This is a genomic window from Streptomyces sp. SM18 (assembly GCF_002910775.2).
Taxonomy (GTDB): Bacteria; Actinomycetota; Actinomycetes; order Streptomycetales; family Streptomycetaceae; genus Streptomyces; species Streptomyces halstedii.
In genome coordinates, this window is sequence record NZ_CP029342.1 from 1,025,547 (window position 1) to 1,050,118 (window position 24,572).

Annotated in this window: 25 protein-coding genes; 14 read left to right on the forward strand and 11 right to left on the reverse strand. The window is 73.6% G+C overall.

The window, feature by feature from the left end; genetic code table 11:
- Window positions 1-38: 38 nt before the first annotated feature.
- Entirely contained in the window at window positions 39-740 is a 702-nt protein-coding gene (locus B9S64_RS04395; RefSeq protein WP_103492077.1) for a L,D-transpeptidase, read from the forward strand.
- 28 nt (window positions 741-768) lie between these two features.
- Here B9S64_RS04395 and B9S64_RS04400 read toward each other — a convergent pair whose 3' ends face one another.
- The 5 genes from B9S64_RS04400 to argC form a co-directional block, all read right to left on the reverse strand.
- Window positions 769-1,305: an arginine repressor gene (locus tag B9S64_RS04400; protein ID WP_103492063.1), complete on the reverse strand. Its 537-nt coding sequence runs from the start codon at window positions 1,303-1,305 to the stop codon at window positions 769-771.
- A gap of 10 nt (window positions 1,306-1,315) precedes the next feature.
- Entirely contained in the window at window positions 1,316-2,515 is a 1,200-nt protein-coding gene (locus B9S64_RS04405; RefSeq protein WP_103492064.1) for an acetylornithine transaminase, read from the reverse strand.
- Entirely contained in the window at window positions 2,512-3,426 is a 915-nt protein-coding gene (gene argB / locus B9S64_RS04410; RefSeq protein ID WP_103492065.1) for an acetylglutamate kinase, read from the reverse strand. The genes B9S64_RS04405 and argB overlap by 4 nt, the downstream gene beginning before the upstream one ends.
- A complete protein-coding gene (gene argJ / locus B9S64_RS04415; protein ID WP_103492066.1) occupies window positions 3,423-4,577 on the reverse strand; it encodes a bifunctional glutamate N-acetyltransferase/amino-acid acetyltransferase ArgJ in 1,155 nt (384 codons plus the stop codon). The genes argB and argJ overlap by 4 nt, the downstream gene beginning before the upstream one ends.
- Window positions 4,578-4,728: 151 nt before the next feature.
- Complete coding sequence (argC, locus tag B9S64_RS04420) at window positions 4,729-5,757, reverse strand: N-acetyl-gamma-glutamyl-phosphate reductase (RefSeq protein ID WP_103492067.1); 1,029 nt, start codon at window positions 5,755-5,757, stop codon at window positions 4,729-4,731.
- 205 nt (window positions 5,758-5,962) lie between these two features.
- Between argC and B9S64_RS04425 the strand changes: the two genes are divergently transcribed.
- The 6 genes from B9S64_RS04425 (at window position 5,963) to B9S64_RS04450 (ending at window position 11,244) form a co-directional block, all read left to right on the forward strand.
- Entirely contained in the window at window positions 5,963-6,703 is a 741-nt protein-coding gene (locus B9S64_RS04425; RefSeq protein ID WP_103492068.1) for a beta-phosphoglucomutase family hydrolase, read from the forward strand.
- A complete protein-coding gene (locus B9S64_RS04430) occupies window positions 6,700-9,087 on the forward strand; it encodes a glycoside hydrolase family 65 protein (protein WP_103492069.1) in 2,388 nt (795 codons plus the stop codon). The genes B9S64_RS04425 and B9S64_RS04430 overlap by 4 nt, the downstream gene beginning before the upstream one ends.
- Window positions 9,088-9,453: 366 nt before the next feature.
- Window positions 9,454-9,957, forward strand: coding sequence for a DUF6232 family protein (locus B9S64_RS04435; protein ID WP_103492070.1), 504 nt, complete (start codon window positions 9,454-9,456; stop codon window positions 9,955-9,957).
- On the forward strand, window positions 9,954-10,304 hold the full coding sequence (locus B9S64_RS04440; RefSeq protein ID WP_103492071.1) for a hypothetical protein: 351 nt from the start codon (window positions 9,954-9,956) through the stop codon (window positions 10,302-10,304). The genes B9S64_RS04435 and B9S64_RS04440 overlap by 4 nt, the downstream gene beginning before the upstream one ends.
- 324 nt (window positions 10,305-10,628) lie before the next feature.
- Window positions 10,629-10,823 (forward strand): hypothetical protein, encoded by a 195-nt coding sequence (locus tag B9S64_RS04445; protein WP_181012341.1) that lies wholly within the window; start codon window positions 10,629-10,631, stop codon window positions 10,821-10,823.
- 112 nt (window positions 10,824-10,935) lie between these two features.
- Complete coding sequence (locus B9S64_RS04450; RefSeq protein WP_228873506.1) at window positions 10,936-11,244, forward strand: hypothetical protein; 309 nt, start codon at window positions 10,936-10,938, stop codon at window positions 11,242-11,244.
- Between the two features lie 94 nt (window positions 11,245-11,338).
- On the opposite strand, the gene B9S64_RS04455 is transcribed toward B9S64_RS04450, so the two are convergent.
- On the reverse strand, window positions 11,339-11,815 hold the full coding sequence (locus B9S64_RS04455; protein WP_103492074.1) for a DUF5959 family protein: 477 nt from the start codon (window positions 11,813-11,815) through the stop codon (window positions 11,339-11,341).
- 414 nt (window positions 11,816-12,229) lie between these two features.
- Here B9S64_RS04455 and rox point away from each other — a divergent pair, with 414 nt between their 5' ends.
- On the forward strand, window positions 12,230-13,666 hold the full coding sequence (rox, locus tag B9S64_RS04460; RefSeq protein ID WP_103492075.1) for a rifampin monooxygenase: 1,437 nt from the start codon (window positions 12,230-12,232) through the stop codon (window positions 13,664-13,666).
- Window positions 13,667-13,915: 249 nt separating this feature from the next.
- Here the strand turns inward: rox and B9S64_RS04465 are convergent, their stop codons facing one another.
- A complete protein-coding gene (locus B9S64_RS04465) occupies window positions 13,916-14,329 on the reverse strand; it encodes a DUF5997 family protein (RefSeq protein ID WP_037875759.1) in 414 nt (137 codons plus the stop codon).
- Window positions 14,330-14,394: 65 nt separating this feature from the next.
- Between B9S64_RS04465 and B9S64_RS04470 the strand changes: the two genes are divergently transcribed.
- The 5 genes from B9S64_RS04470 (at window position 14,395) to B9S64_RS04490 (ending at window position 19,628) form a co-directional block, all read left to right on the forward strand.
- Window positions 14,395-15,321, forward strand: coding sequence for a LysR substrate-binding domain-containing protein (locus tag B9S64_RS04470; RefSeq protein WP_103505002.1), 927 nt, complete (start codon window positions 14,395-14,397; stop codon window positions 15,319-15,321).
- 223 nt (window positions 15,322-15,544) lie between these two features.
- Window positions 15,545-16,501: an alpha/beta hydrolase gene (locus B9S64_RS04475; protein ID WP_109491969.1), complete on the forward strand. Its 957-nt coding sequence runs from the start codon at window positions 15,545-15,547 to the stop codon at window positions 16,499-16,501.
- Between the two features lie 4 nt (window positions 16,502-16,505).
- Complete coding sequence (locus B9S64_RS04480) at window positions 16,506-17,666, forward strand: acyltransferase (protein WP_181012232.1); 1,161 nt, start codon at window positions 16,506-16,508, stop codon at window positions 17,664-17,666.
- Window positions 17,659-18,963: a histidine kinase gene (locus tag B9S64_RS04485; protein ID WP_308460749.1), complete on the forward strand. Its 1,305-nt coding sequence runs from the start codon at window positions 17,659-17,661 to the stop codon at window positions 18,961-18,963. The genes B9S64_RS04480 and B9S64_RS04485 overlap by 8 nt, the downstream gene beginning before the upstream one ends.
- The gene (locus tag B9S64_RS04490) at window positions 18,960-19,628 is read left to right on the forward strand and encodes a response regulator transcription factor (protein ID WP_103490536.1); all 669 of its coding nucleotides are present in this window, start codon (window positions 18,960-18,962) and stop codon (window positions 19,626-19,628) included. The genes B9S64_RS04485 and B9S64_RS04490 overlap by 4 nt, the downstream gene beginning before the upstream one ends.
- Here the strand turns inward: B9S64_RS04490 and B9S64_RS04495 are convergent.
- The 4 genes from B9S64_RS04495 to B9S64_RS04510 all read right to left on the reverse strand — a co-directional run bounded on the left by B9S64_RS04495 (window position 19,622) and on the right by B9S64_RS04510 (window position 23,556).
- Window positions 19,622-20,815 carry a serine hydrolase domain-containing protein gene (locus B9S64_RS04495; protein ID WP_103490537.1) on the reverse strand — a complete coding sequence of 398 codons (1,194 nt, stop codon included), beginning with the start codon at window positions 20,813-20,815 and terminating at the stop codon, window positions 19,622-19,624. The genes B9S64_RS04490 and B9S64_RS04495 overlap by 7 nt on opposite strands.
- Window positions 20,816-20,927: 112 nt before the next feature.
- Window positions 20,928-21,503, reverse strand: a complete 576-nt coding sequence (locus tag B9S64_RS04500; protein WP_028444080.1) for a histidine phosphatase family protein — start codon at window positions 21,501-21,503, stop codon at window positions 20,928-20,930.
- Between the two features lie 58 nt (window positions 21,504-21,561).
- Window positions 21,562-21,999, reverse strand: a complete 438-nt coding sequence (locus B9S64_RS04505) for a GNAT family N-acetyltransferase (RefSeq protein ID WP_103490538.1) — start codon at window positions 21,997-21,999, stop codon at window positions 21,562-21,564.
- A 108-nt stretch (window positions 22,000-22,107) separates the two neighbouring features.
- Window positions 22,108-23,556, reverse strand: a complete 1,449-nt coding sequence (locus tag B9S64_RS04510) for a PLP-dependent aminotransferase family protein (protein WP_181387618.1) — start codon at window positions 23,554-23,556, stop codon at window positions 22,108-22,110.
- Between B9S64_RS04510 and B9S64_RS04515 the strand changes: the two genes are divergently transcribed.
- Complete coding sequence (locus tag B9S64_RS04515) at window positions 23,555-24,544, forward strand: DMT family transporter (RefSeq protein ID WP_103490539.1); 990 nt, start codon at window positions 23,555-23,557, stop codon at window positions 24,542-24,544. The two genes, B9S64_RS04510 and B9S64_RS04515, sit on opposite strands and share 2 nt — an antisense overlap.
- The last annotated feature ends 28 nt before the right edge of the window (window positions 24,545-24,572 follow it).

The window sequence follows — 24,572 nt, forward strand, 5'->3', positions numbered from 1 at the left end:
GGTGGGGGCGGGCCGCCGCGCCCCGTACGGTCCGGGGCATGCGCAGATCCCTGGCGGTCGTGTCCGTGCTGTTCGCCCTGGCGGGTTCCGTCGCGGCCGCGCCCGGGAATCCGCCGCCCCTCCCGGAGCGGATGGCCCGCACGGGCGGCGGCAGCCAGCTGATCACCGCCGTGGCGCCCGGCACCGGCTCCACCACCGGCACGGTCACCTGGTGGGAGCGGCGGCGCGGGCGATGGGTGGCGGCGGGTTCGGCGCCGGCCCGGTTCGGGGCGAACGGCCTCACCGAGGGCGCCTCCCGCGTGCAGGGCACGGACACCACGCCCACGGGGCTGTTCGGCCTGCCGTACGCCTTCGGGACCCGGCCCGCGCCGGACGGCACCCGCTTCCCCTACCGCCCGGTCCACGACGGCTCCTGGTGGTGCCAGGACAACGCGTCGCGGGCGTACAACCGGTGGGTGGACCCCCGGCCCGCCGACTGCCGGGCCGAGGAGTCGGAGCACCTGGCGTCGTACCCCACGCAGTACGCCCGCGCGCTCGTCATCGGCTTCAACTACCGGCACCCGGTACGCGGCCGGGGCGCGGGAATCTTCCTCCACGTGAACGGGAAGGGCGCGACCGCCGGCTGTGTGTCCGTACCGGCGGCCGCGATGGACCGGATCCTGGTCTGGGCGGACCCGGCGCGCGGCCCGCACATCGCGGTCGGCACCGCCTCCGGGCCGACCGCGGTCACGCGCTACTGACCGCGTGGCGACGGACGCTGACGCCGGGTCAGCGGTCGTTCTGCGCCAGGCGCAGCAGATGGTCGGCGAGCGCCTGGCCGCCGAGGGGGTCGCGGCTGATCAGCATCAGCGTGTCGTCCCCCGCGATCGTGCCGAGGATCGCCCGCAGTTCGGCCTGGTCGATGGCCGAGGCGAGGAACTGGGCGGCCCCCGGCGGCGTGCGCAGCACCACCAGGTTGGCCGAGGCCTCGGCGGAGATGAGCAGTTCGGAGGAGAGGCGGCGCATCCGCTCCTCCTTCGCGGACTCCCCGAGCGGTGCCTGCGGGGTGCGGAACCCGCCCTCGCTGGGCACCGCGTAGATCAGCTCGCCGCCGGTGTTGCGGATCTTCACCGCGCCCAGCTCGTCCAGGTCGCGGGAGAGCGTCGCCTGCGTGACGCTCAGCCCGTCGTCGGCGAGCAGCCGGGCCAGCTGGCTCTGCGAGCGCACCGGCTGCCGGTTCAGGATGTCCACGATCCTGCGGTGGCGTGCGGTGCGGGTCTGCGGCACCGACGGCCCGCCGTGCTCGGTGTCCTGTGCCTCGGTCATCGTCGTCGCCTCATTCTCCGGATGGTCCGTCCCCGTACGCCGCGTCGAGGGCTCCCGGCAGGATCCGCAGGAACGTGTCCACCTCCGCGTCACCGATGATCAGCGGCGGCATGAGCCGTACGACGTCGGGGGCGGGCGCGTTCACCAGGAGTCCGGCACTCTGGGCCGCCTGCTGCACCCGCGGTGCGAGGGGTCCGGTGAGCACGATACCCAGCAGGAGTCCGGAGCCACGGACGTGGGAGACCAGGGGGTGTCCCAGCGCCTCGACGCCGTTCCTGATCTTCTCACCGAGCCGCTTGACGCCGTCGAGGAGGCCGTCGGCGGCCAGGGTGTCCAGGACCGCGAGTCCGGCGGCGCAGACCACCGGGTTGCCGCCGAACGTGCTGCCGTGCTGACCGGGCTTCAGCAGGTCGGCCGCCGGGCCGAAGGCCACGGTCGCCCCGAGGGGCAGGCCGCCGCCGAGCCCCTTGGCGAGGGTGACGAGGTCGGGTTCGACGCCCTGGTGGGCCTGGTGCGCGAACCACTGGCCGCACCGGCCGATTCCGGTCTGCACCTCGTCGAGGACGAGCAGGGTGCCGGTGGCCCGGGTGATCTCCCTGGCCGCCTCCAGATAGCCGGGGGGCGGCACGACGACGCCGTTCTCCCCCTGGACGGGCTCGATGACCAGCAGCGCGGTGTCGGTGGTGACCGCGGCCCGGAGCGCCTCGGCGTCGCCGTACGGGACATGGGTGACGTCGCCGGGCAGCGGCTGGAACGCGTCGCGCTTCGAGGGCTGGCCGGTCAGCGCGAGGGCGCCCATGGTCCGGCCGTGGAAACCGCCCTCGGTGGCGACCATGTGGGTCCGTCCGGTGAGCCGGCCGATCTTGAAGGCGGCCTCGTTGGCCTCGGCCCCGGAGTTGCAGAAGTAGACCTTGCCGGAGCGGCCGAAGAGCGCCAGCAACCGTTCGGCGAGGGCGACGGGCGGTTCGGCGGCGTAGAGGTTGGAGACGTGGCCGAGGGTGGCGATCTGGGCGGTGACGGCCTCGACGACCGCCGGGTGTCCGTGGCCGAGCGCGTTGACCGCGATGCCCGCGACGAAGTCGAGGTACTCGGTGCCGTCGGCGTCCTGGACGGTGGCACCGGAGCCCCGGACCAGGGGCAGCCCCGGGGTGCCGTAGTTGTCCATCAGCGCGCCCTGCCACCGCTCCGCGTACGCCTCGTTGCCGCTCATGACTCCCCCTGCGTGTTCTCGGGTGCGTCCGGCACGACCATGGTGCCGACGCCTTCGTCGGTGAAGATCTCCAGCAGGATCGAGTGCTGGACGCGTCCGTCGATGACCCTGGCGGTCCGCACGCCGTTGCGTACGGCGTGCAGACAGCCCCGCATCTTGGGGACCATGCCGCTGGAGAGGTCGGGCAGCAGCTTCTCCAGCTCGGTGGCGGTGAGGCGGCTGATCACGTCGTCGCTGTTCGGCCAGTCCTCGTAGAGGCCCTCGACGTCGGTGAGGACCATCAGGGTCTCGGCGCCCAGCGCGGCGGCGAGTGCGGCGGCCGCGGTGTCGGCGTTGACGTTGTAGACGTGGTCGTCCTCGGCGGAGCGGGCGATGGAGGAGACGACCGGGATGCGGCCGTCGTCCAGCAGCGCCTGGAGGGCCCCGGTGTCGATCGCGGTGATCTCGCCGACCCGGCCGATGTCCACCGGTTCGCCGTCGATCAGCGGCCGGTGCTGGGTGGCGGTCATCGTGCGGGCGTCCTCGCCCGTCATGCCGACGGCGAGCGGCCCGTGCCGGTTGAGCAGCCCGACGAGTTCCCGCTGGACCTGTCCGGCGAGGACCATGCGGACGACGTCCATCGCCTCGGGCGTGGTGACGCGCAGACCGGCCTTGAACTCGCTGACCAGGCCGTGCCGGTCGAGCTGGGCGCTGATCTGCGGACCGCCGCCGTGCACGACGACCGGCTTGAGGCCGGCGTGCCGCAGGAAGACGACGTCCTGGGCGAAGGCGGCCTTCAGGTCGTCGTCGATCATGGCGTTGCCGCCGAACTTGATGACGACGGTCCTGCCGTGGTGCCGGGTCAGCCAGGGCAGGGCTTCGATGAGGATCTCGGCCTTCGGCAGTGCGGTGTGCTTCCTCGCGGCGCTCATGAGCTGTACGCGCTGTTCTCGTGGACGTACTCGGCGGTGAGGTCGTTGGCCCAGATGACGGCGCTCTCGCTCCCGGCGGCGAGGTCGGCGGTGATCCTGACCTCCCGGTAGCGCATGTCGACCAGGTCGCGATCCTCGCCGACGCTGCCGTCCTTGCAGACCCAGACGTCGTTGATGGCGACGTTCAGCCGGTCGGGCTCGAAGGCGGCCTTCGTGGTGCCGATCGCGGACAGGACGCGGCCCCAGTTGGGGTCCTCGCCGTGGATGGCGCACTTGAGGAGGTTGTTGCGGGCGATGCTCCGGCCCACCTCGACGGCGTCGTCCTCGCTCGCCGCGTTGATCACCTCGATGCGGATGTCCTTGGAGGCGCCCTCGGCGTCTCCGATCAGCTGCCGGGCGAGGTCGGCGCAGACGCTCTGCACGGCCTGCTCGAACTCGGCGCGCTCCGGGGTGATTCCGGAGGCCCCGGAGGCGAGGAGCAGCACGGTGTCGTTCGTGGACATGCAGCCGTCGGAGTCGACCCGGTCGAAGGTGGTACGGGTGGCGGCGCGCAGGGCGCCGTCGAGGGCGGGCGCCTCCACGTCGGCGTCGGTGGTCAGGACGACGAGCATGGTGGCGAGGCCGGGGGCGAGCATGCCCGCGCCCTTGGCCATCCCGCCGACGCTCCAGCCCTCACCGCCCGCGACGGCCGTCTTGTGGACGGTGTCGGTGGTCTTGATGGCGAGGGCGGCCTTCTCGCCCCCGTGCTCGCTGAGGGCCGCCGCGGCCCGCTCGATGCCCGGCAGCAGCTTGTCCATCGGGAGCCGCAGGCCGATGAGTCCGGTGGAGGCGACCGCGATCTCGCCCGCGCTGTGGCCGGGCAGCACCTCGGCCGCCTTCTCGGCGGTGGCGTGGGTGTCCTGGAAGCCGAGCGGGCCCGTACAGGCGTTGGCGCCACCCGAGTTGAGGACGACGGCGCTCACCTCGCCGCCCTTGAGCACCTGCTCCGACCAGAGGACGGGCGCGGCCTTGACGCGGTTGGAGGTGAACACGCCCGCGGCGGCCCTTCGGGGCCCGTTGTTGACCACGAGGGCCAGGTCGGGGTTCCCGCTCTCCTTGATCCCGGCGGCGATACCCGCCGCCGTGAATCCCTTGGCTGCCGTGACGCTCACTGCATCTCCTCGTTCGCTCGCGCGTCCCTGCCGCACCCCTGTGCGGCACTCGTCCGTGCCCGCAGCCGGGCGGCTGCGCCTGCGCGTACGTCTGTGTCCGTGTCCGTGTTGTTCGTGTCTGTGTCTGTGACTACGTCCGTGGCGGTGTCGCTCACGGGGCGGTCCCGACGGTGGAAAGGCCCGTCTCCTCGGGGAGGCCGAGGGCGATGTTCATGCTCTGCAGGGCACCGGAGGCGGTGCCCTTGGCGAGGTTGTCGATGGCGCTGATCACGACGACACGGCCGGCGGCCTCGTCGTGGGCGACCTGGATCTGGACCGCGTTGGAGCCGTACACCGCCGCGGTGGAGGGCCACTGGCCCTCGGGGAGCAGGTCCACGAACGGCTCGTCGGCGTAGGCCTTCTCGTAGGCGGCCCGCAGCGCCGCCCCGTCCACCCCCGGCTTGGCCTTCGCGCTGCACGTGGCGAGGATGCCGCGGGGCATGGGCGCGAGGGTCGGCGTGAACGACACGGTGACCGGCTCACCGGCGGCGTCGCCGAGGTTCTGGATCATCTCGGGGGTGTGCCGGTGGACCCCGCCGACGCCGTACGGGGACATGCTGCCCATCACCTCGGAGCCGAGCAGGTGCGGCTTGGCCGCCTTGCCCGCGCCGGAGGTACCGGACGCGGCGACGACCACCGCTTCGGGCTCGGCCAGCCGGGCCGTGTACGCCGGGAAGAGGGCGAGCGAGACAGCGGTCGGGTAGCACCCGGGCACCGCGATCCGCTTGGCGCCCGCCAGGGCACCGCGCGCCCCGGGCAGCTCGGGCAGGCCGTACGGCCAGGTCCCGGCGTGCGGGGAACCGTAGAACTTCTCCCAGTCGGCGGCGTCCTTCAGCCGGAAGTCGGCCCCCATGTCGACCACGAGCACCTCGTCCCCGAGCTGTTCGGCGACGGCCGCCGACTGCCCGTGCGGCAGGGCGAGGAACACCACGTCGTGACCCGCCAGCACCTCGGCGGTGGTCGGTTGCAGCACCCGGTCGGCCAGCGGCCTCAGGTGCGGCTGGAGCCCGCCGAGCCGCTGACCCGCGTTGGAGTGCCCGGTGAGCGCGCCGATCTCGATCTCCGGGTGGCCCAGGAGCAGACGCAGCAGCTCCCCGCCGGCGTATCCGCTCGCCCCTGCCACTGCCGCACGTACCGCCATCGGAACCCTCCTCGTCGATGGCATGACTATACGCATAGCCGCAGTTTTATGCAAAGAATTACGGGTTCCGGGGTGCCCGCCGGAACCGAGGTGCCGCCCGTCCCCGGGAGGCGGCGGGCGCGGGCGAGCGGGCCGGCGGAGATCGGCGGCGCATCCCACAGCGTGTCATCCGATCGGACCCGCCCCGGCGGGGAACTGTGAAGGTATGACGACGCAGCTCGGACTTCCCGAAGGCATCCAGGCCTGCCTCTTCGACCTCGACGGGGTGGTCACCAGAACGGCGGTGGTGCACGCCGCCGCCTGGAAGGCGACCTTCGACGCCTTCCTGCGCGAACGGGACGGAGAGGACTTCCGCCCCTTCACCGACTCCGACTACGACCAGTACGTCGACGGCCGTCCCCGCGCCGACGGCGTCCGCTCCTTCCTCGCCTCCCGGGGCATCGAGCTGCCCGAGGGCACCTCCGACGATCCGCCGGACACACGGAGCGTCAACGGCATCGGCAACCGCAAGAACGAACTCCTCCTGGAGAAGATCCGCACCGACGGCGTGGAACCGTACGAGGGCACGCTGCGCTACATCGACGCGGTCCGCGCCGCCGGACTCGCCACCGCGATCGTCTCCTCCAGCGCCAACACCCGCGACGTGCTGCACTCCATCGACGCCGAGCGGCTGTTCGACGTGCGGGTCGACGGCGTGGTGGCCAGGGAACGGAAACTGCCGGGCAAACCACACCCCGACACCTTCCTGGCGGCCGCCCGCGACCTCGGCGTCGAGCCGTCCCACGCCGCCGTCTTCGAGGACGCGCTGGCCGGCATGGACGCGGGCCGGTCCGGGCACTTCGGATTCGTCGTCGGCGTGGACCGCGTCGGGCAGACCGACGCCCTCTACGCCCACGGCGCCGACCGTGTCGTCAAGGACCTCGCCGAACTCGGAGGCCGCGCGTGATCACCAACCGGACGTACACCGTGGAGCCCTGGCGCGTGCGCGAGACGGAGCTCGACCTCGACCTCCTGGCGCAGAGCGAGTCCGTCTTCGCCCTGTCCAACGGGCATGTCGGCTGGCGCGGCAACCTCGACGAGGGCGAACCGCACGGCCTGCCCGGCAGCTACCTCAACGGCGTGTACGAACTGCACCCGCTCCCCTACGCCGAAGCGGGTTACGGCTACCCCGAGTCGGGCCAGACCGTCATCAACGTCACCAACGGCAAGCTGCTGCGGCTCCTGGTCGACGACGAGCCCTTCGACCTGCGCTACGGGCGGCTCGGCAAGCACGAACGCACCCTGGACTTCAGGCGCGGCGTGCTGGAGCGGAGCTGCGAGTGGACCTCCCCGGCCGGTACGACCGTACGGGTGCGTTCCACTCGCCTCGTCTCCCTGACCCAGCGCTCCATCGCCGCCGTGGAGTACGAGGTCGAGCCCGTCGACAGCCGGACCCGGGTGGTCATCCAGTCGGAGCTGGTCACCAACGAGAGCCTGCCCTCCTCCGACGGCGACCCGCGGACGGCCAAGGCGCTCCAGTCGCCGCTGGAGCCGGAGGAGAACCTGGCCATGGGGTCGCGGCTGCGCCTGGTCCACCGCACCCGGCACAGCGGCCTCAGGGTCGCCGTGGCCGCCGACCACGTCGTCGACGGCCCCGGGGAGATCACCACCAGCAGTGAGAGCGACGCGGACGTCGCCCGCCTGACCATCACCTCCGTCCTGGACCCGGGACAGCGGCTCCGGGTGCGGAAGACCGTCGCCTACGGCTGGTCGGGCGCCCGCTCCCGGCCCGCGATGAGCGACCAGGTCGAGGCCGCGCTGGCCGCCGCCGCACACGGCGGCTGGGACGGGCTGGTGGCCCAGCAGCGCGCCTACCTCGACGACTTCTGGGCCAACGCCGACGTCGAGGTGCACGGTGACGAGGAGATCCAGCAGGCCGTCCGCTTCGCCCTGTTCCATGTGCTGCAGGCCGGCGCCCGCGCCGAACAGCGCGCGATCCCGGCCAAGGGCCTGACCGGTTCCGGATACGACGGCCATGCCTTCTGGGACACCGAGATGTTCGTGCTGCCCCTCCTCACCTACACCGCACCCAAGGCGGTCGCCGAGGCGCTGCGCTGGCGGCAGGCCACCCTGCCCGCCGCCCGGGACCGCGCCACCCAGCTCGGGCTGCGCGGCGCCGCGTTCCCGTGGCGGACCATCGACGGCTCGGAGGGCTCCGCGTACTGGCCGGCCGGCACCGCCGCCTTCCACGTGGCCGCCGACATCGCGCACGCCGCGGTGCGCTACACGGCGGCGACCGGCGACACCGGTTTCGAACGCGAGACCGCCCTGGAACTCCTGGTGGAGACGGCCCGGCTGTGGCGCTCGCTGGGCCACCACGACCACCACGGTGTGTTCCACATCGACGGCGTCACGGGGCCGGACGAGTACAGCGCCGTCGTCGACGACAACACGTACACCAACCTCATGGCACGCTCCAACCTCCTCGCCGCGGCCGACGTGTGCGAACGCCATCCGGAGGAGGCGGCCCGGCTCGGCGTGGACGCGGAGGAGAGCGCCGCCTGGCGGGACGCCGCCGAGGCCATGCACATCCCCTACAACAAGGAGATCGGCGTCCACGAACAGCACGCCGGATTCACCCACCACCAGCGCTGGGACTTCGCGGGCACGGGCGCCGACCAGTACCCGCTGATGCTGCACTTCCCCTACTTCGACATCTACCGCAAGCAGGTGGTCAAGCAGTCCGACCTCGTGCTGGCCATGTACACCTGCGGCAACTGGTTCGAAGCCCACTGCGACGACGACCAGATGGCCGCGAACTTCGCCTACTACGAGCCGCTGACCGTCCGGGACTCCTCCCTGTCCGCGTGCTGCCAGGCCGTCGTCGCCGCCCGGACCGGACATCTGCGGCTGGCCTACGACTACGCCACCGAGGCCGCCCTGATGGACCTGGCCGACCTGGAGCACAACACCCGCGACGGACTGCACATCGCCTCGCTGGCCGGTACGTGGGTGGCACTGGTCGCCGGCTTCGGCGGCACCCGCCGGGAGGGCGACAGCCTGCGCTTCGCGCCCCGGCTGCCCGAGAAGTTCAGCCGCCTCGCCTTCCGGCTCCAGTTCCGCGGCCGGTGCCTGCAGGTGGAGATCGGCCCCGGCAAGGCGACGTACTCGCTGCTGCTCGGCGATCCCCTGACGATCCACCACCACGGAACGGAGGCGCACGTGAACGGGGACGGGCCCGTCACCCTCGCCATCTCCGCGCCGAAGCGGCGGCCCACACCCGAACAGCCACCACACCGCCGTCCGGGCGGCGCCGACCGGTCGGGTCCGGGGAGCGACGAGACGGCGTGACCGGCCGGACTCGGCCCGCGTATCGGTGGCACACGTGGTGGACCACCCTGGCGGAAACTCCGCTGCGGCACCACCCGGATCTTCGCCGTCGTCCGGGCCGTCGTCCGGGCCGTCGTCGCCGTCGAACTCGCCGCCTGGTCAAGCGAGAGGGAGAAGGGATGGCGTCGATGAAATTGGCCGTAATTCGCCTGCCGTCCCACGTCCCGCACGGGCTTAATGATGCTCCCGCGCCATGCACCGCGCGGGTGGTCGTGACGACACGGGGGGATCATGGATCACACCGGCGGCATCGGCGCACCACCTCCTGGGCCTCCGCCACAGCCTCCGCCCCGGCCCCCGTCTCAGCCGCCTCCTCAGATACCGCCGATGCCGCTGCCTCCCCGCAGGGGAAAGCCGCTGGAACTCCGGGTCCAGCGGCAGATCCTGTGGGTGGGGTCGGCGGCGGTCCCGTTGCGCAACGTCAGCTGGGTCGAGGTGTTCAGGCTGAAGCCCGCCTGGGGCAAGGCCGCCGTCTACTTCCTGCTGCTGGTGGCCATCGCCTTCTTGGTCTCCGCCCGGCTCGACTCCACGGATGGGGGCCGCGGCCCCGCCCCGGGCGTCCTGATCCTGTTCACGCTGGTCATCGTCTGCGCCGTCCTGCTCTGGTCGAGGAAGCCGGTGCTGGTCGTCGAGCTGAACAGCGGTTCCAGGGTGGTCCTGACCCTGCCGACCATGGACGAACTGCGGGCAATCGCCGGGCAGATCGTGTACGCGATCGACCACCCCGAATACGAGTTCTCCGCCGTCCTCGAGCAGTACAACACGACAAACAACTTCGGTTCCGTGGTCAACATGAACGGCGGCAGGGGAAACGCGGGGATCAAACTATGAGCGACACATCGAACTACTACGGAGACGTCGTCAACGTGAACGGCGGCGAGAAGGTCGTCGGCATCAACCACGGCACCGTCGTGCACAACGACGGCACCGCTCAGGACACCGAGCTCCAAGCCGCCGTGACGGACCTCATCCGCCTCCTCACCGACCTGCGCCCGGCGCTCACCCCGGACCAGGCCCGGACCGTGGGGAACGCGCTGCCCGCGCTCACCCCCGACCGGGCCGCCCTGCGTGAGCGCGGCATGATCCTGGCGTCCGTCTCGCAGATCGCGGCGACCGTGGGCGAGGTGGGCAGGCCCGTCGTGGAGGCGCTGGGGCGGCTGTTCGCGCTGCTGGGCTGACGGCGCTACGGGCCGGGTGGGCGGGGCCGGGCGTCGCACGACACGGCGGGAACGCGTCCGGCCCAGCACTTCGACGGGCCGACCAGAGCCCGTCGCCCAAACGCCCACCGCGCCCGTAGACATGACGGAACAGACGGTGCGGGCCGCGCGGGGCGTCCGGACGCGGGCCGTGGGTCACGTGGCCCGAGAATTCTCCAGCGCCCTGACACACATCGGTGCGGATCACCGTGTGCCGGCCGGAGGCCTCGGTCACCACCGGGAGGAGACCGAGCGCGACCTGAGACGATCAGCGGGACCGACTGAACGAACGCAGAGGTGGGGAGCATGGTCGTTCTGGTACTGCTCGGGGTCCTGGCGCTCGCTGTCGCCGGGTGCGCGTGCGTGGTGTGGGCGGAGCGCGGCGGCCCCCGCTGGGTACGCGCCGTGGCGACCATGACGCTCGCCGCGGGCACGGTGGTGCGGCACTCCAGGAGGAACCGGCGCCCGGGTCTGAACGGGTCCACCGGTGACGACGGGTAAGGGCTGGCCCGTCGTCACCGAGGTACGGGCGCAAGGCGGCGACGTGCCGTGGCCGCCGTCGCGTACCCCTCGGAGATGACGGGAATGCCCCTAGGGTCACGATATGCGCCCGATGCCGTCAGCCGACATGGTCACCCTGATCTCGTTCCTCGCCGTCCTGCTGATCTTCTTCAGCATCGACGTGCGATCGAGGGACTCCGCGGACTCGAAGCCATGGCACGCACGACTCTTCGAGTGGTCCTCCCGCGTCGGCGGGATCGCCACCGCACTGGCCCTGGCCCTGGGCTGGGTGGACCTCTTCCTCCCGGACGAGAACAGAGCGATCCATGTGGTGTTCGTGGCCGTTCCCGGGTCCGTGGCGGTGCTGTGCGCGATCGTGCTGGGGCTGGAGATGCTCTGGCAGCGGTGGGAGTCGCCGTAGACGAGTGGACCGGGGGCAAAGGGGCGGGCTTCGGGCCGTCCTCCGGGGCCCGAACCCTTGGTGACGGCTCCTGCCCGCGCCCCGCATGCTGCGGTCACCCTGTCCGGATACGGCCGAGAGCGGCACGGGCCGCCGCCAGACGCTCCCTGGATTCGGCCGTCCACCCCTCGCCCATGTCGAGCGGTACGGAGACGACGACCCCGGTGCCGGTACCGTCCCGGACTTCGACCACGTAGGGGTCGCCGCAGACGACGCGCAGGTAGGCGGTGCGGCCCGACCGGGGCCAGTCCGCCGTGAACGGCTCCTCGGGACCGGCCTCCTGCTCCGCGTCCCGTCCGGCCTCCTCGACGGCGTCCAGCAGTTGACCCCAGTCCGAGAGGTCCTCGGAGTCGAACCCGAGGCGGACGGTTCCGTTGACGAAGTCGCTCGTGACGACGGCCTCCGCGTCGTAGTACCGGACACCCAGGCTTTCGAGGGTGGGCTCGGCCGAACGCAGGCGGACGCTGACGCTCTGGCAGGGGTCGGCCAGCCGGATCAGCTCGATCGTCTCGGGCCGCGTGTTCGTGTCCATGGTCCGGAACCTACGGCAGGAGGGGGCGGCGGGCGGCACCGGTGCGGTCGACCGAATCGGCCGGGCTCGTCGCGGAACTCACCGCGCGAGGTGGCCGGAAATAACACAGGCCCGGAGATGACGCAGGCCGGACATGACGAAGGCAAGGAGGGACATCCGCTCCTTGCCACTCTCAAGGTATAGCGCACCAGGGGGCTTGCGGCAAGGCCCCGGTGGTGCCGCAGAATGACCGACCGAAGCCGCGACCTGCGGAAATGCCAGAGCTGCGGCGTATGTACGCCGTTGTCGGTGTACGGGCCGTACCGGGCGCGACCCCGCTGGAACGCGCCGCGCGGTCGCGGGATCCCTGCGGGTGGCCGGGGCGCGCGCGGCGGCCTGCGGCCGGCCTCCACCTTCGTTGAAATGGGCGTACTGATGAGTGACGTGATCGTGGTCGGCGGCGGACCGACCGGACTGATGCTGGCCTGCGAACTACGGCTGCACGCGGTGCGCGTGCTGGTACTGGAGAAGCTCACCGAGCCCACCGGGCAGTCCCGGGGGCAGGGTCTGCACGCGCGCAGCGTCGAGGTGATGGACCAGCGCGGGCTGCTCGGCCGCTTCCTGGCCGTCAGTAAGAAGTTCCAGGTCGGCGGCCTCTTCGGCGGCATCATGAAGCCGTGGCCCGACCGCCTGGACACCGCCCACCCGTACGGCCTCGCCACCCCGCAGCCGGTGACCGAGCGGCTGCTCGAAGAGCGCGCCCGCGAACTCGGTACGGAGATCCGGCGTGGCTGCGAAGTGGTCGGGCTGGACCAGGACGAGGACGGCGTGACCGTCGAGCTGGCGGACGGTACGCGGCTGCGCTCGCGCTACGTCGTCGGGTGCGACGGCGGGCGCAGCACGGTGCGCAAGCTCCTCGGCGTCGGCTTCCCCGGCGAACCCGCCAAGGTCGAGACGCTGCTGGGCGAGATGGAGCTGGCCGAGGACCCGGCGACGGTCTCCGCCGTCGTGGCGAGGGTCCGCAGGACCCAACTGCGGTTCGGGGCCGCTCCCGACGCGGGCGGGAAGGAGGGGGTGTACCGCGTCGTCGTGCCCGCCGACGGCGTGGCAGAGGACCGGGCGACCGCGCCGACCCTGGAGGAGTTCAGGCAGCGGCTCCGGGCGGTGGCCGGTACCGACTTCGGCGCGCGCTCACCGCGCTGGCTGTCCCGGTTCAGCGACGCCACCCGGCAGGCCGAGCGCTACCGGGTCGGCCGGGTGCTGCTGGCCGGGGACGCGGCGCACATCCATCCGCCGACCGGCGGGCAGGGGCTCAACCTCGGTGTCCAGGACGCGTTCAACCTCGGCTGGAAGCTGGCCGCCGAGGTGGCCGGCTGGGCTCCGGACGGGCTGCTGGACAGCTACCACACCGAGCGGCACCCGGTGGGCGCCCGCGTGCTGGACAGCACCCGCGCGCAGATCACGCTGCTGGGGACCGAGCCCGGGCCGGCCGCGCTGCGCGAGCTGTTCTCGACGCTGATGGACTTCGAGGAGGTGAACCGGTACGTGACCGGGATGATCACCGCCGTGGACGTCCGCTACGACCTCGGCGACGGCCACGAACTGCTCGGCCGCAGGATGCGGGACGTGGAACTGAAGCGGGGGCCTCTGTACGGGCTGATGCATACGGGCCGAGGGCTGCTCCTGGACCGGACCGGCGGGCTCTCGGTGGCCGGCTGGGCGGACCGGGTGGACCATGTCGTGGATCACAGCGAGGAGCTGGACGTGCCCGCCGTGCTGCTGCGGCCGGACGGTCATGTCGCGTGGGCCGGTGAGGACCGGCGGGAACTGCTCGGCGCCCTGTCCACCTGGTTCGGCGCGGCCACCGGCTGAGTTGGGGCGCGGGGCCCGAGGGGGCCCGCCGGGGCCGGTCGGCCCCGCCCGCGGGTCCGCCAGGCAGACCGAGAGGGCCGGGGCCGTCGCACGGGGCGTCGGGCGATCCGCCGGAGCGCCTTGTGCACCGGCGGGGAGTCGGACGGACCCGGAGGAGCGGGACGACGGAGCGGCCGGGCCGTGTGCCGTGTCCCGGGCCGGGCGACGGAGCGGCCCGGTCGTGTGTCGTGTCCCGGGCCGGCGCGTCCGTCAGGAGTCGGTGGAGTCGCCACCCGCGCGCTCGGCGGCGCGGGCCGCGTCGCGCGCCTTGATCCGCTCCGTCTCCTTGCGGACCTCCGCCTGGGTGGCGCGCTCCTTCTGGAGCCAGTCGGGGTTCTCCTGCTTCAGGGCGTCGATCTGCTCGGTGGTGAGGGGCTCCGTGACCCCGCCCCGGGCGAGGCCCGCGATGGAGACGCCGAGCTTGGAGGCGACCACCGGCCGGGGGTGCGGCCCGGTGCGGCGCAGGTCCCGCAGCCAGGCCGGCGGGTCGGCTTGCAGCGCGTTCAGCTCGGTGCGCGAGACGACGCCTTCCTGGAACTCCGTGGGGGTGGCCTCGAGGTACACACCCAGCTTCTTCGCCGCGGTGGCGGGCTTCATGGTCTGGGTGCTCTGGTGCGACGTCATGGGTCAAGGGTATCGAGCGTGCGGCACGGCTCCGACCACGGCGGGTGCCCCGGTAACCTGGCGGGGTGACAGGCTCGGAAGTACCCCCCTCGTTCCGGCTCGCCTACGTCCCGGGCATGACCCCGACCAAGTGGGTGCGGATCTGGAACGAGCGGCTGGCCGGTGTCCCGCTGACCCTCGTGGCCGTGGCCGCCGCCGAGGCGGCCGACGCCCTGCGGCACGGGGACGCCGACGCCGCCCTGCTGCGGCTGCCCGTCGACCGTGCGGACCTCAGCGCGATCCCGCTCTACACCGAGACGACCGTGGTGGTGATCCCCAAGGACCACATCGGCGCGGCCGTCGAGGAGCTGTCGGTCGCCGATCTGGCCGACGAGGTCGTGCTGCACCCCCTCGACGACACCCTGGAGTGGGAGCGTCCGCCCGGCCGGCCCGCGTTCGAGCGGCCCGCCACGACGGCCGACGCCGTCGAGCTGGTGGCGGCGGGGGTGGGGCTGCTCGTCGTACCGCAGTCGCTGGCCCGGCTGTACCACCGCAAGGACCTCACCTACCGGCCCCTCACCGCACCGGACGCGGAGCTTTCGGCCGCCGGGCCGGATTCCGCCCCCTCCGCTCCCTCGGTTCCCGGGTCCCGGGTCGCCCTGTCCTGGCCCGAGGCGCGGACCACCGACCTGGTGGAGGAGTTCATCGGGATCGTGCGCGGGCGGACCGTCAACAGCACCCGGGGGCCGAAGAAGTCCCCGGCGGCGCAGGAGGCCGCCGGGCGTTCCACCCGGGGCGGCGCGGCACGCGGTGCGTCGGCGGGCGGCACCAAGAGCGGCGGGGCCAGGGCCGGCGGGGCCAAGGGCGGCGCCCGGACCGGCGGCGGCACGGGCGCGGCAAGCGGGCGCAGCACCAAGGGCACCAGGGGCGCCAAGAGCGGCAGGAACACCGGCGGCGGCAAGGGTTCTGGCAAGGGCAACGCCAAGCGCGGCAGGCCCGGCCGCACCTCCTGACGGGCCATCACCACCCAGGCTGCGCACCGCTCCTGACGTAGCCTCACACATTTTCTGACGCCCTCTCATACCGCCGTACTCCCCGGTGGCGGCAGCAGCCCACCCCCTACCCGTAGTACTCGGGAGCTACCCCGCAGGTGGGCTCTTCTGCGGGACGCCGACGACACGGCTCGGTCCATAGCTTCTGTACCGGATTCACCACCCGGTACGGAAGGACCACCCCATGGCGTCCCGCCCACGCACCCACCGTCTGCGCCGAGCGCTGCTGACCGCGCTCGCCACCGGGGCCGTCGCGCTGCCGGTGTCGGGGGCGGCCCGGCCCGCCGCCGTCCCGGCCCCCGTGCCCGCCGCCCTCGCCCCGCTGGCGGCCGCGACCCCCACGGCGCTGGGTACGCGGTACGCCGCCACCCGCGACGAGATACGGGCCGCGCGGCGGGCGGCCGTCGACCACGGCGACGGGCGGCGGGCGGAATCCCTGCGGGCCATGGCGGCTTCCGGACGCCACTTCCTGGCCTTCGACGGACGCGACGGAGGCCGCACCGCCGAGGTCTTCGGTGACCTGTCCGGGGCCACCCGGATCGCCGTCCTGGTGCCGGGCGCGGGTGTGGACCTCGACCACTACTGGCGGCTGAAGCGGGACGCCGAGGCGCTCACCGACGAGCTGGGCGGCGGCTCGGCTGTCATCGCCTGGCTCGGTTACCGGACCCCGGCGACGGTGAGCCCCCAGGCGGTCACACCCGGGGTGGCCGATCAGGCCGTACCCCAGCTGACGTCCTTCGTACGGGAGTTGGGCGCGGCGCTGCCGGACGCGCGGATCTCCCTTCTCTGCCACTCCTACGGTTCGGTGGTCTGCGCCCGGGGCGCGTCCGGCCTCGCCGTCGCCGACCTCGTGCTGTACGGCAGCCCCGGCACCTCGGCCGGGAGCGCCGCCGGCCTGGGTACCAGCGCCACCGTGTGGGCCGGCCGGGGCGGCGGCGACTGGATCGCGCACATCCCGCACCTGCGGCTGGACCTGGGCTTCACCTCCCTGGGGTTCGGCACCGACCCGGTCTCGCCGGAGTTCGGCGCCGAGGTCTTCGACGCGGGCGACGCCGGACACAGCGACTACCTCCGACGCGGCTCGGTCTCGCTGCGCGGCATCGCCCGCATCGTCACCGGGACGGAGGACGACCGTGCGTGAGCGCGTGGGCGACCTCGTCCGCCGTATCGACGCGGCGACGCCTCCGGACCGCGACCGTGCCCTGGACGCGCTGCGCGCGTTCGCCATCCTGGGGGTGGTGTGCGGCCACTGGCTGGTGACCGCGCTGGTCTCCGACAGCGGCACGCTGCGCGGGGCGAGCCCGCTGCGGTACATGCCCGAGTTCACCCCGGTCTCCTGGGTCTTCCAGACGCTCGCGGTGTTCTTCCTGGTGGGCGGGGTGGTGGGGGCCAAGGGCTATGCCTCGGCGCGGGCCGGTGGCCAGTCGTACGGCCGGTGGCTGAGAGCCCGGACGGTCCGGCTGTTCCGCCCGGTCGTGGTGGTCCTGTCCGTGTGGGCCGTGGCGGCCGGGGTGATGCTGGCCTCCGGCGTGGACCAGGACACCGTCCGCGCGCTGGGCAAGCTGGTGTGGTCGCCGCTGTGGTTCCTGCTGGTCTTCATGGTGCTGACGGCGGCCACCCCGCTGGTGGCGCGGGTGCACCCGCTGTGGCCGCTCGCCGTGGTGCTGCATGTGGATCTGTTCCGGCTGGGGCTGGGCGGCCCGGCCTGGCTGGGCTGGATCAACGTGGCGGCGGGCTGGCTGGTCCCGTACAGCCTGGGCGCCGCGTGGGCCCGGGGCGGGCTGCGGGACCGCAGGACCGCGTGGGTGCTGCTGGCCGGGGGTGCGGCGGCCGCGGCCGGGCTGGTGCTGTTCGCCGGATATCCGGCCTCCATGGTCGGGGTGCCCGGGAGCACGCTCTCCAACCTGGACCCGCCGACCCTCGCCGCGGTGGCCTTCGGGCTCGCCCAGTGCGGTGGCGCGCTGCTGCTGCTCGGGCCGTTGCGCCGGGTGCTGGCCCGGCCCGCGGTATGGGCGGCGGTGGCGCTGGTGAACCTGTCCGCGATGACCGTATTCCTGTGGCACCAGACCGCTATGATCACGGTCACCTCCACCGCCCTGTTCCTGGGGGGCCCGCTGCCCGGCCTGCACACCGTGCCCGATTCCCCCGGCTGGGTGCTGGCACGGCTGGCCTGGCTGCCGGTGTTCGCGGCGGTGCTGCTGGTGCTCCGGACGGTGTTCGGGCCGTACGAGACGCGGGGCGGCGGCCGTTCGACGGTGGTGCGCACCGGCTCCCCGGCCCGGGTCAGGGAGTCGCGCCGTGTCTAAGCTGAGCGTTATGACGGGGGCGGCGGGGGCGGGGCGACGGCTGGTGGTCCTGCTGCGACGGCTGCCGCGCACGCTGTACGAGGACCTGTGGGCGTCACCCGTCGACCCGCTGCCCGCCCCGGGCCGGCCGGGGGCGCCGGTGTGGCGGCCGGTGTTCGCGATGCTGCTGGCACTCGCCGCGGCGGCCGTCACCCTGTTCCACGTGTACGACCTGATCCCGCCCGGCGCGGGCGTCCCCGCGTCCGTGGTGCTGTTGGCCCTCCTCCAGTCCGTGACGCTGATCGCCGGCCTGTCCCGGCCGCTGTACGCGTGGTGGGTCTCGCTGGTCCTCATGGTCGTCAGCGTGCGCCTCTCGGAGCCGGTGCTGCCCCCGGCGGACGCCTTCCCGACCGTGCCCGAGATCGCGTTGCAGAGCGGCGCCCTGTTCCTGCTGGCGCTGCGGGTCCGCCCACGCCGGGCGGCCACCGCGCTCGTGGTCAGCCTGCTCACCGGGGCGCTCGCGGCCGCGCACCACACCCAGCGCCACGACCACGCGCTGGACCGGGCGTTCCTCGTCCTCGTCACCGCCGTGGTGATCGGTGCCGCGCTGCGCGCGCTGCGGGTGGCCCGCACCGAGCTGGTGGAGCAGTCGGAGCTGACGGCGGAGGAACGCGCCCGGCGCACGCTCCTGGAGGAGCGCAACCGGATCGCCCGCGAGCTGCACGACGTGGTCGCCCACCACATGTCGGTGATCTCGATCCAGGCGCAGGTCGCGCCGCACCTCGTCGAGCACCCGTCCGAGGAGCTGAAGGCGAACCTGGCGGGCATCCGGGAGAACGCCGTGGAGGCACTGGCCGAACTGCGCCGGGTCCTCGGCGTGCTGCGCGCGCAGGACGCGCTCGCCGACGGCGTACGGCACGCCCCGCAGCCCACGCTGGACCGGGTGGACGAGCTGGTGGGCACGGTGCGGGCGGCCGGGGTGGACGTGACGGCCCGCACCACCGGCGTCCCCCGGCAACTGCCGCCCGGCGTGGGGCTGTCGGCGTACCGCGTCACCCAGGAGGCGCTCAGCAACGTGATGCGGCACGCGCCGGGCGCCCGCGCGAGGGTGGAGGTCTGCTACCACACGGCCGCCGTCACGGTGCGGATCACCAACTCCGCCCCCCGCGCACCCGCCGCACCCGCCGCCGGTGCCGGGCACGGGCTGCTCGGCATGTACGAACGCGCCGCATTGCTCGGCGGCGACCTCACCCACGGCCCCACCCCCGGCGGGGGCTACGAAGTCATGGCGACGCTCCCCCTGGAGGACCCCTCGTGACCATCCGTGTGCTGATCGCCGACGACCAGGTGATGGTCCGTCAGGGATTCACGGTGCTGCTCGGCGCGGAGCCCGGCATCGAGGTCGTCGGACAGGCCGTGGACGGTCAGGACGCGGTCGAGCAGGTCGCGGAACTCGCCCCCGACGTCGTCCTGATGGACATCCGGATGCCCCGGCTCGGCGGCATCGACGCCACCCGCCGCATCGCACGGAACTCCAGGACCCCGGTCAAGGTCCTGGTGCTGACCACCTTCGACCTCGACGAGTACGTGTACGAGGCCCTGCGCGCGGGTGCCTCCGGCTTCCTGCTGAAGGACGCCTCGGCCGACGAACTGGCCCAGGCGGTACGGGTGGTGGCGGCCGGGGACGCGCTGCTCGCCCCGAACATCACCAAGCGGCTGATCGCGGAGTTCTCCCGGGTCAGCACGGCCCCGCGGGCGCCGGACAAGGACCGGATCGGCGGCCTGACGGAGCGGGAGACGGAGGTGCTGTCCCTCATCGCGCAGGGCCTGTCCAACGCGGAGATCGCCGGCCGGCTGGTCGTGGCGGAGCAGACCGTGAAGACCCATGTGAGCCGCATCCTGGTCAAGCTCGGCCTGCGCGACCGCACCCAGGCCGCGGTGCACGCGTACGAGACGGGGCTGGTGCGCCCGACGGGCTACTGAGCCCACCGGCCGGCGGCGCCCGGGCGTCCGGCGTTCTCCAGCGAGCCGTACACCGCGTCGACCAGGGCCGTCTTGCGGGGGTCGTCGGCGATGTGCGGGCCCATGCGGTTCATGACGTAGCCCAGGGCGATCCCGGCCTCGGGGTCCGCGAGGCCGCAGGAGCCCCCCGCCCCGTCGTGGCCCACGGCGCGCGGATTGGGGCCGTAGGAGCCGTTCGGGCCGCTGAGCCAGAGGCCGAGGCCCAGTTCGGTCTCGTGCGTGAACCCGGTGCCCAGCACCAGGTCGCGGCAGCTGCCCTGGCCCTCGCGGACCCGTTCGGCGGCCTGTTCGGACAGGATCCGCCGGCCGTCGAGGCTGCCGCGTCCGGCGATGATCCCGTAGAGGGCGGCGACCGCGCGGGCGGTGCCGTGGCCGTTGGCGGCGGGGATCTCGGCGGCGCGCCACTCGGGGGTGTTGGCGGCCTCGGTCCCCGTGCCTGGGTTGAGCAGGGAGGCGATGGCCACCGGCTCCATCCGGGCGAAGAGGGCGGCCTGTTCGCGTACGACCGTGCCGGGCCGGACGAGTTCAGCGACCCGGTGCGCGTCCTGTTCCGGGCGGCCGATGGTGAAGTCGATGTCCAGCGGCCCGGTGACCTCCCGGCGCAGGAAGGCACCGGGCAGCAGGCCGGTGATCCGGCGGACGACCTCCCCGACCAGGAAGCCGTAGGTGAGGGCGTGGTACCCGGAGCGGGTGCCCGGCTCCCACCAGGGTGCGGTGGCCGCGAGCGCGGCCGTGGTCGCCTCCCAGTCGTACAGCGCGGCCAGGGTGTGCGGCTCACGCAGCCCGGCGACGCCGGAGCGGTGCGACAGAAGGTGCCGTACCCGGACCGACTCCTTGCCGGCGGCGGCGAATTCGGGCCAGTAGGCCGCCACGGGCGCGTCCAGGTCCAGCTGACCGCGGTCGGCCAGGATGTGCGCGCACAGGGCGGTCGGCCCCTTCGTCGTGGACCACACGTTGACGACGGTGTCGCGCTCCCAGGGGCGGCCGCGGTCCGCGTCGGCCCAGCCGCCCCAGAGGTCCACCACGGGCTCGCCGTCGAGGAGGACGGTGACGGCCGCGCCCAGTTCGGCGCGGACCGCGAAGTTCCCGGCGAACGCGTCGCGCACGGCGGTGAAGCGGGGGTCACAGTGGCCATGGATCCGCGACACGGGCTCTCCTCGACTCGGGGGCTGCGCACCCTACCGGGCAACGCACCGTACCGACCGGTCGGACCGCCGGGAAGGGCCCGCGCGTCACCGGTACGCCGTCCGGCCCGGCCGGTCAGCCTGGGAGCGCTTCCACGCTGAGGTGCCAGCGGCCGGGCAGCCCCGCGATGGTGGTGACGGACAGCGGCCGGACGTCCACGTGCCAGTACGCCGAGGGCGGCGCCCCCAGGGCGTAGACCAGGGCCGCGCGGACGACGGCGGGTTCGGCGACCGCGACGACGAACCCGTCCTGGACCGGCCGGGTGTCGAGCCAGCCCCCTATCCGGGAGATGAACGCGGTCAGCGGCTCGCCGCCGTGCGGGGCGGAACGCGGGTCCGCGATCCAGGCGCTCATGGCGGCCGGTTCGCGGGCGGCCACCTCGCCGAGGGTCAGGCCGCGCCACCGGCCCATGTCGCAGTCGCGCAGGGCGGGTTGCAGGAGCGGGGCGAAGCCGAGGGCGTCGCCGGTGGCGCGGCTGCGCGGGGCGGGCGAGCAGTAGCGCAGCTCGGCGGCGCCCAGCGGGACGAGGGTGTGCGCGACGAGCTGGATCTCGCGCCAGCCGGCGTGGTCGAGCGGCCGGTCGTCGTCGAAACGCTCGGCGAGCGGAGGGGAGGTACGTGCTGCGGCGACCAGCGAGACCCGAACACTCATGGCCGCGATCGTGGGGCGCGGCGCCGCCCCGGTCAAGAGGGCGGTGCGGCGCCGTCGCTCAGTTCACCTGGAGGGCCATCCACATGTCCGGTTCCGCGAGGGGCTCGAATCCGAGCTTGGCGTACACCCCGTGGGCGTCCTTGGTGGCGAGCAGGAACCGGCGTACCCCCAGCGGGGTCAGGTGGTCGCGGACGGCGGTGACGAGGCGGGTTCCCAGGCCGTGGCCCCGGGCTCCGGGGTCCACGTACACGTCGCAGACCCAGGCGAAGGAGGCGTGGTCGGTCACCACCCGGGCGTAGCCGGCCTGGGCGCCCGAGGCGCGGTCGTAGGCGCCGAAGTTGAGGGATCCGGCTATCGCCCGGTCCTGTTGCCCGCGGGTACGGCCGAGCGCCCAGTAGGCGTCCGTGGAGAGCCAGTGGTGGATGCGGGCGGCGTCGAGCCGGGAGGGGTCCGGGGAGATCTCGTAACGCCCCTGGGGCGTGGCGTGGTCGGTCATGCGGGGGAGGCTATCGCCCGGGGCCCCCGCGCGTCGGCCATATCCGGGAGGCCTCCGTACCGGATGCGGGCCGGGGCACGCCGTGTGCGGGGCGCGGCCGCGGGGAGGTCAGCCCCCGGAGGCGCGCAGCTCGTCGGCCGCGGTGCGCAGCCTGCGTACGCCCTCGGCGATCTCGGCGGCCCCCGAGACGGCGGCGAAGCTCAGCCGGATGTGTCCGGCCGGGGGTTCGGCGCAGTGGTACGGGCGGCCGGGCGCCACGGCGACCCCGGCGCGCAGGGCGGCGGAGACCAGGGCGGGTTCGTCGGCGGCCGGGCCGGGCAGCCGGAGCCAGAGGCTCCCGCCGCCCGACGGGACGTGGGTGAGGGTGAGTTCGGGCAGCCGGGTGCGCAGGGCGGCCGTCATCACGGTGCGGCGGGCGCCGAGTTCGGCGGCGACGGTGTGCAGATGGCGCGTCCAGGACGGGGAGCCGACGAGTTCGAGGGCGGCCTCCTGGAGCGGGCGCGGCACGAAGAAGCTGTCCACGGCCTGGAGGGCGCGCAGTCGTTCCAGCACCGGGCCCCGGGCGGCGAGCGCGCCGACCCGCAGGCTGGGTGAGGTGATCTTGGTGAGGGAGCGGACGTGGACCACGACGCCGTCCGGGTCGTGGGCGGCCAGGGGTTCGGGCAGCGGGCCCGCGTCGTGGTGGACGAGGCGGCGGGCGAAGTCGTCCTCCACGACGAAGGCGCCCGCGGCGCGGGCGGCCCGCACGACCTGTGCGCGGCGCCCGGCCGCGAGGGTCGCGCCGGTCGGGTTCTGGAACAGCGGCTGGCAGACGAAGACCCGTGCCCCGGTGGCCCGGAAGGCGGCTTCGAGCAGGTCGGGGCGTACCCCGTCGGGGTCCACCGGCACGGGGACGGGGCGCAGCCCGGTGGCGCGGGCGGCGGCCAGCAGGCCAGTGTACGTCGGCGACTCGACCAGGACGGGGGCGCCGGGCGGGGCGAGGGCGCGCAGGGCGACGGCCAGGGCGCTCTGGCCACCGGCGGTGATCAGGACGTCGTCCCCGGAGTGGGCGGGTCCGATCTCGCGGGCGAACCAGGCCCGCAGTTCACGCAGCCCGTCCATGGGAGGCCGGCTCCAGGCGCCCGGCCGGCGGCCCGCCCGCGCCAGGGCTGCGGCGAGCGCCCGTTCGGGCTGGAGTCCGGGGTGCAGATAGCCGCCGTTGAGCTCGATGATCCCGGAGGGCGGTGCGACGAGGGTGGTGAGGAGGCCGGAGGAGTCGACGGTGCGGGGGACGGCTTCGGGGCCGCCGTCGCCGCTCAGGGAGACCTCCTGCCAGGAGGTGTCCCCGGGTTCGGGTACGCCGGTGCGGGGCTCGGCCCGGAACGCGCCGGCGCCGGGGCGGGTGACGACGAGCCCTTCGGCGGCGAGCTGCGCGACCGCCCGGGAGACGGTGACCGGACTGACCCGGAAACGTTCGACGAGGGCCCGGCTGGACGGGAGCTTTCCACCGGGTGAGTAGCGCTCCAGCTCGCTCTTCAGCGCACTCACCAACTCCACCACGCTGCTACGCTCTTGCATGAGAGCAGAGGATAGCGCTACCGCGCACACCACGATAGCGATCGATCCGGGTCCGAAGGCTCCGGGGCGGGCGGGGCGGTCCGGCGGAGGGGTCCTGCTCGCCGGACTCGGCGCCGTCGCCTTCTCCCTGACCTTCCCCTCCACGGTGTGGGGCCTGGAGAGCTTCGGGCCCTGGTCCCTGGTCGCGGTGCGCAGTGTGCTCGCCGCCCTGATCGCGGGCGCGGCCCTGCTGGCGGGCCGGGTGCCGCTGCCGGCGCGGGAGCATCTGGCCGGGCTGGCGGTCGTCGCGGGCGGTGTGGTCGTGGGGTTCCCGCTGCTGACCACGCTGGCGCTCCAGACCTCGACCAGCTCGCACGCGGCGGTCGTGGTGGGTCTGCTGCCGCTGACCACGGCCCTGTTCGCCTCGCTGCGCACCGGCTCGCGTCCGCCGCGCGCCTTCTGGGCCGCCGCGCTCACCGGGGCCGCCGTGGTCATCGTCTTCACGGTCCAGCAGAGCGGCGGCTCCCTCTCCGGTGGCGACCTGTACCTCTTCGGGGCGCTGCTCGTGTGCGCCGCCGGATACACCGAGGGCGGCCGGCTGGCCGGGCTGATGCCGGGCTGGCAGGTCATCGGCTGGGCGCTCCTCCTCGCCCTGCCGCTCGCGGTGGCGGGCGCCGCGGTGGCCCTGCCCTTCGAGCCGGTCCACCTCACCGCGCACGGGGTCGTGGGGCTCGTCTGGGTGGCGGGCGGCTCCACCTTCCTCGGCCTGTACGTCTGGTACCGGGGCATGGCGGAGATCGGGGTGCCCCGGGCCAGCCAGCTCCAGCTGGCCCAGCCGTTGCTGACGCTGATCTGGTCGTTCCTGACCCTGGGCGAGGAGGTCTCCGCCGCCGCGCCGGTGGCCGCGGTGGCCGTACTGGTGTGCATCGCCGCCACGCAGCGTGCGGGCCGGGGTACGGGGCGCCGGGGGGACGTCCGCACAAGAGGCGGCGCTCGCGTCGGCACATAGACTTGTCGACAAGGACCGCCACCCCCGT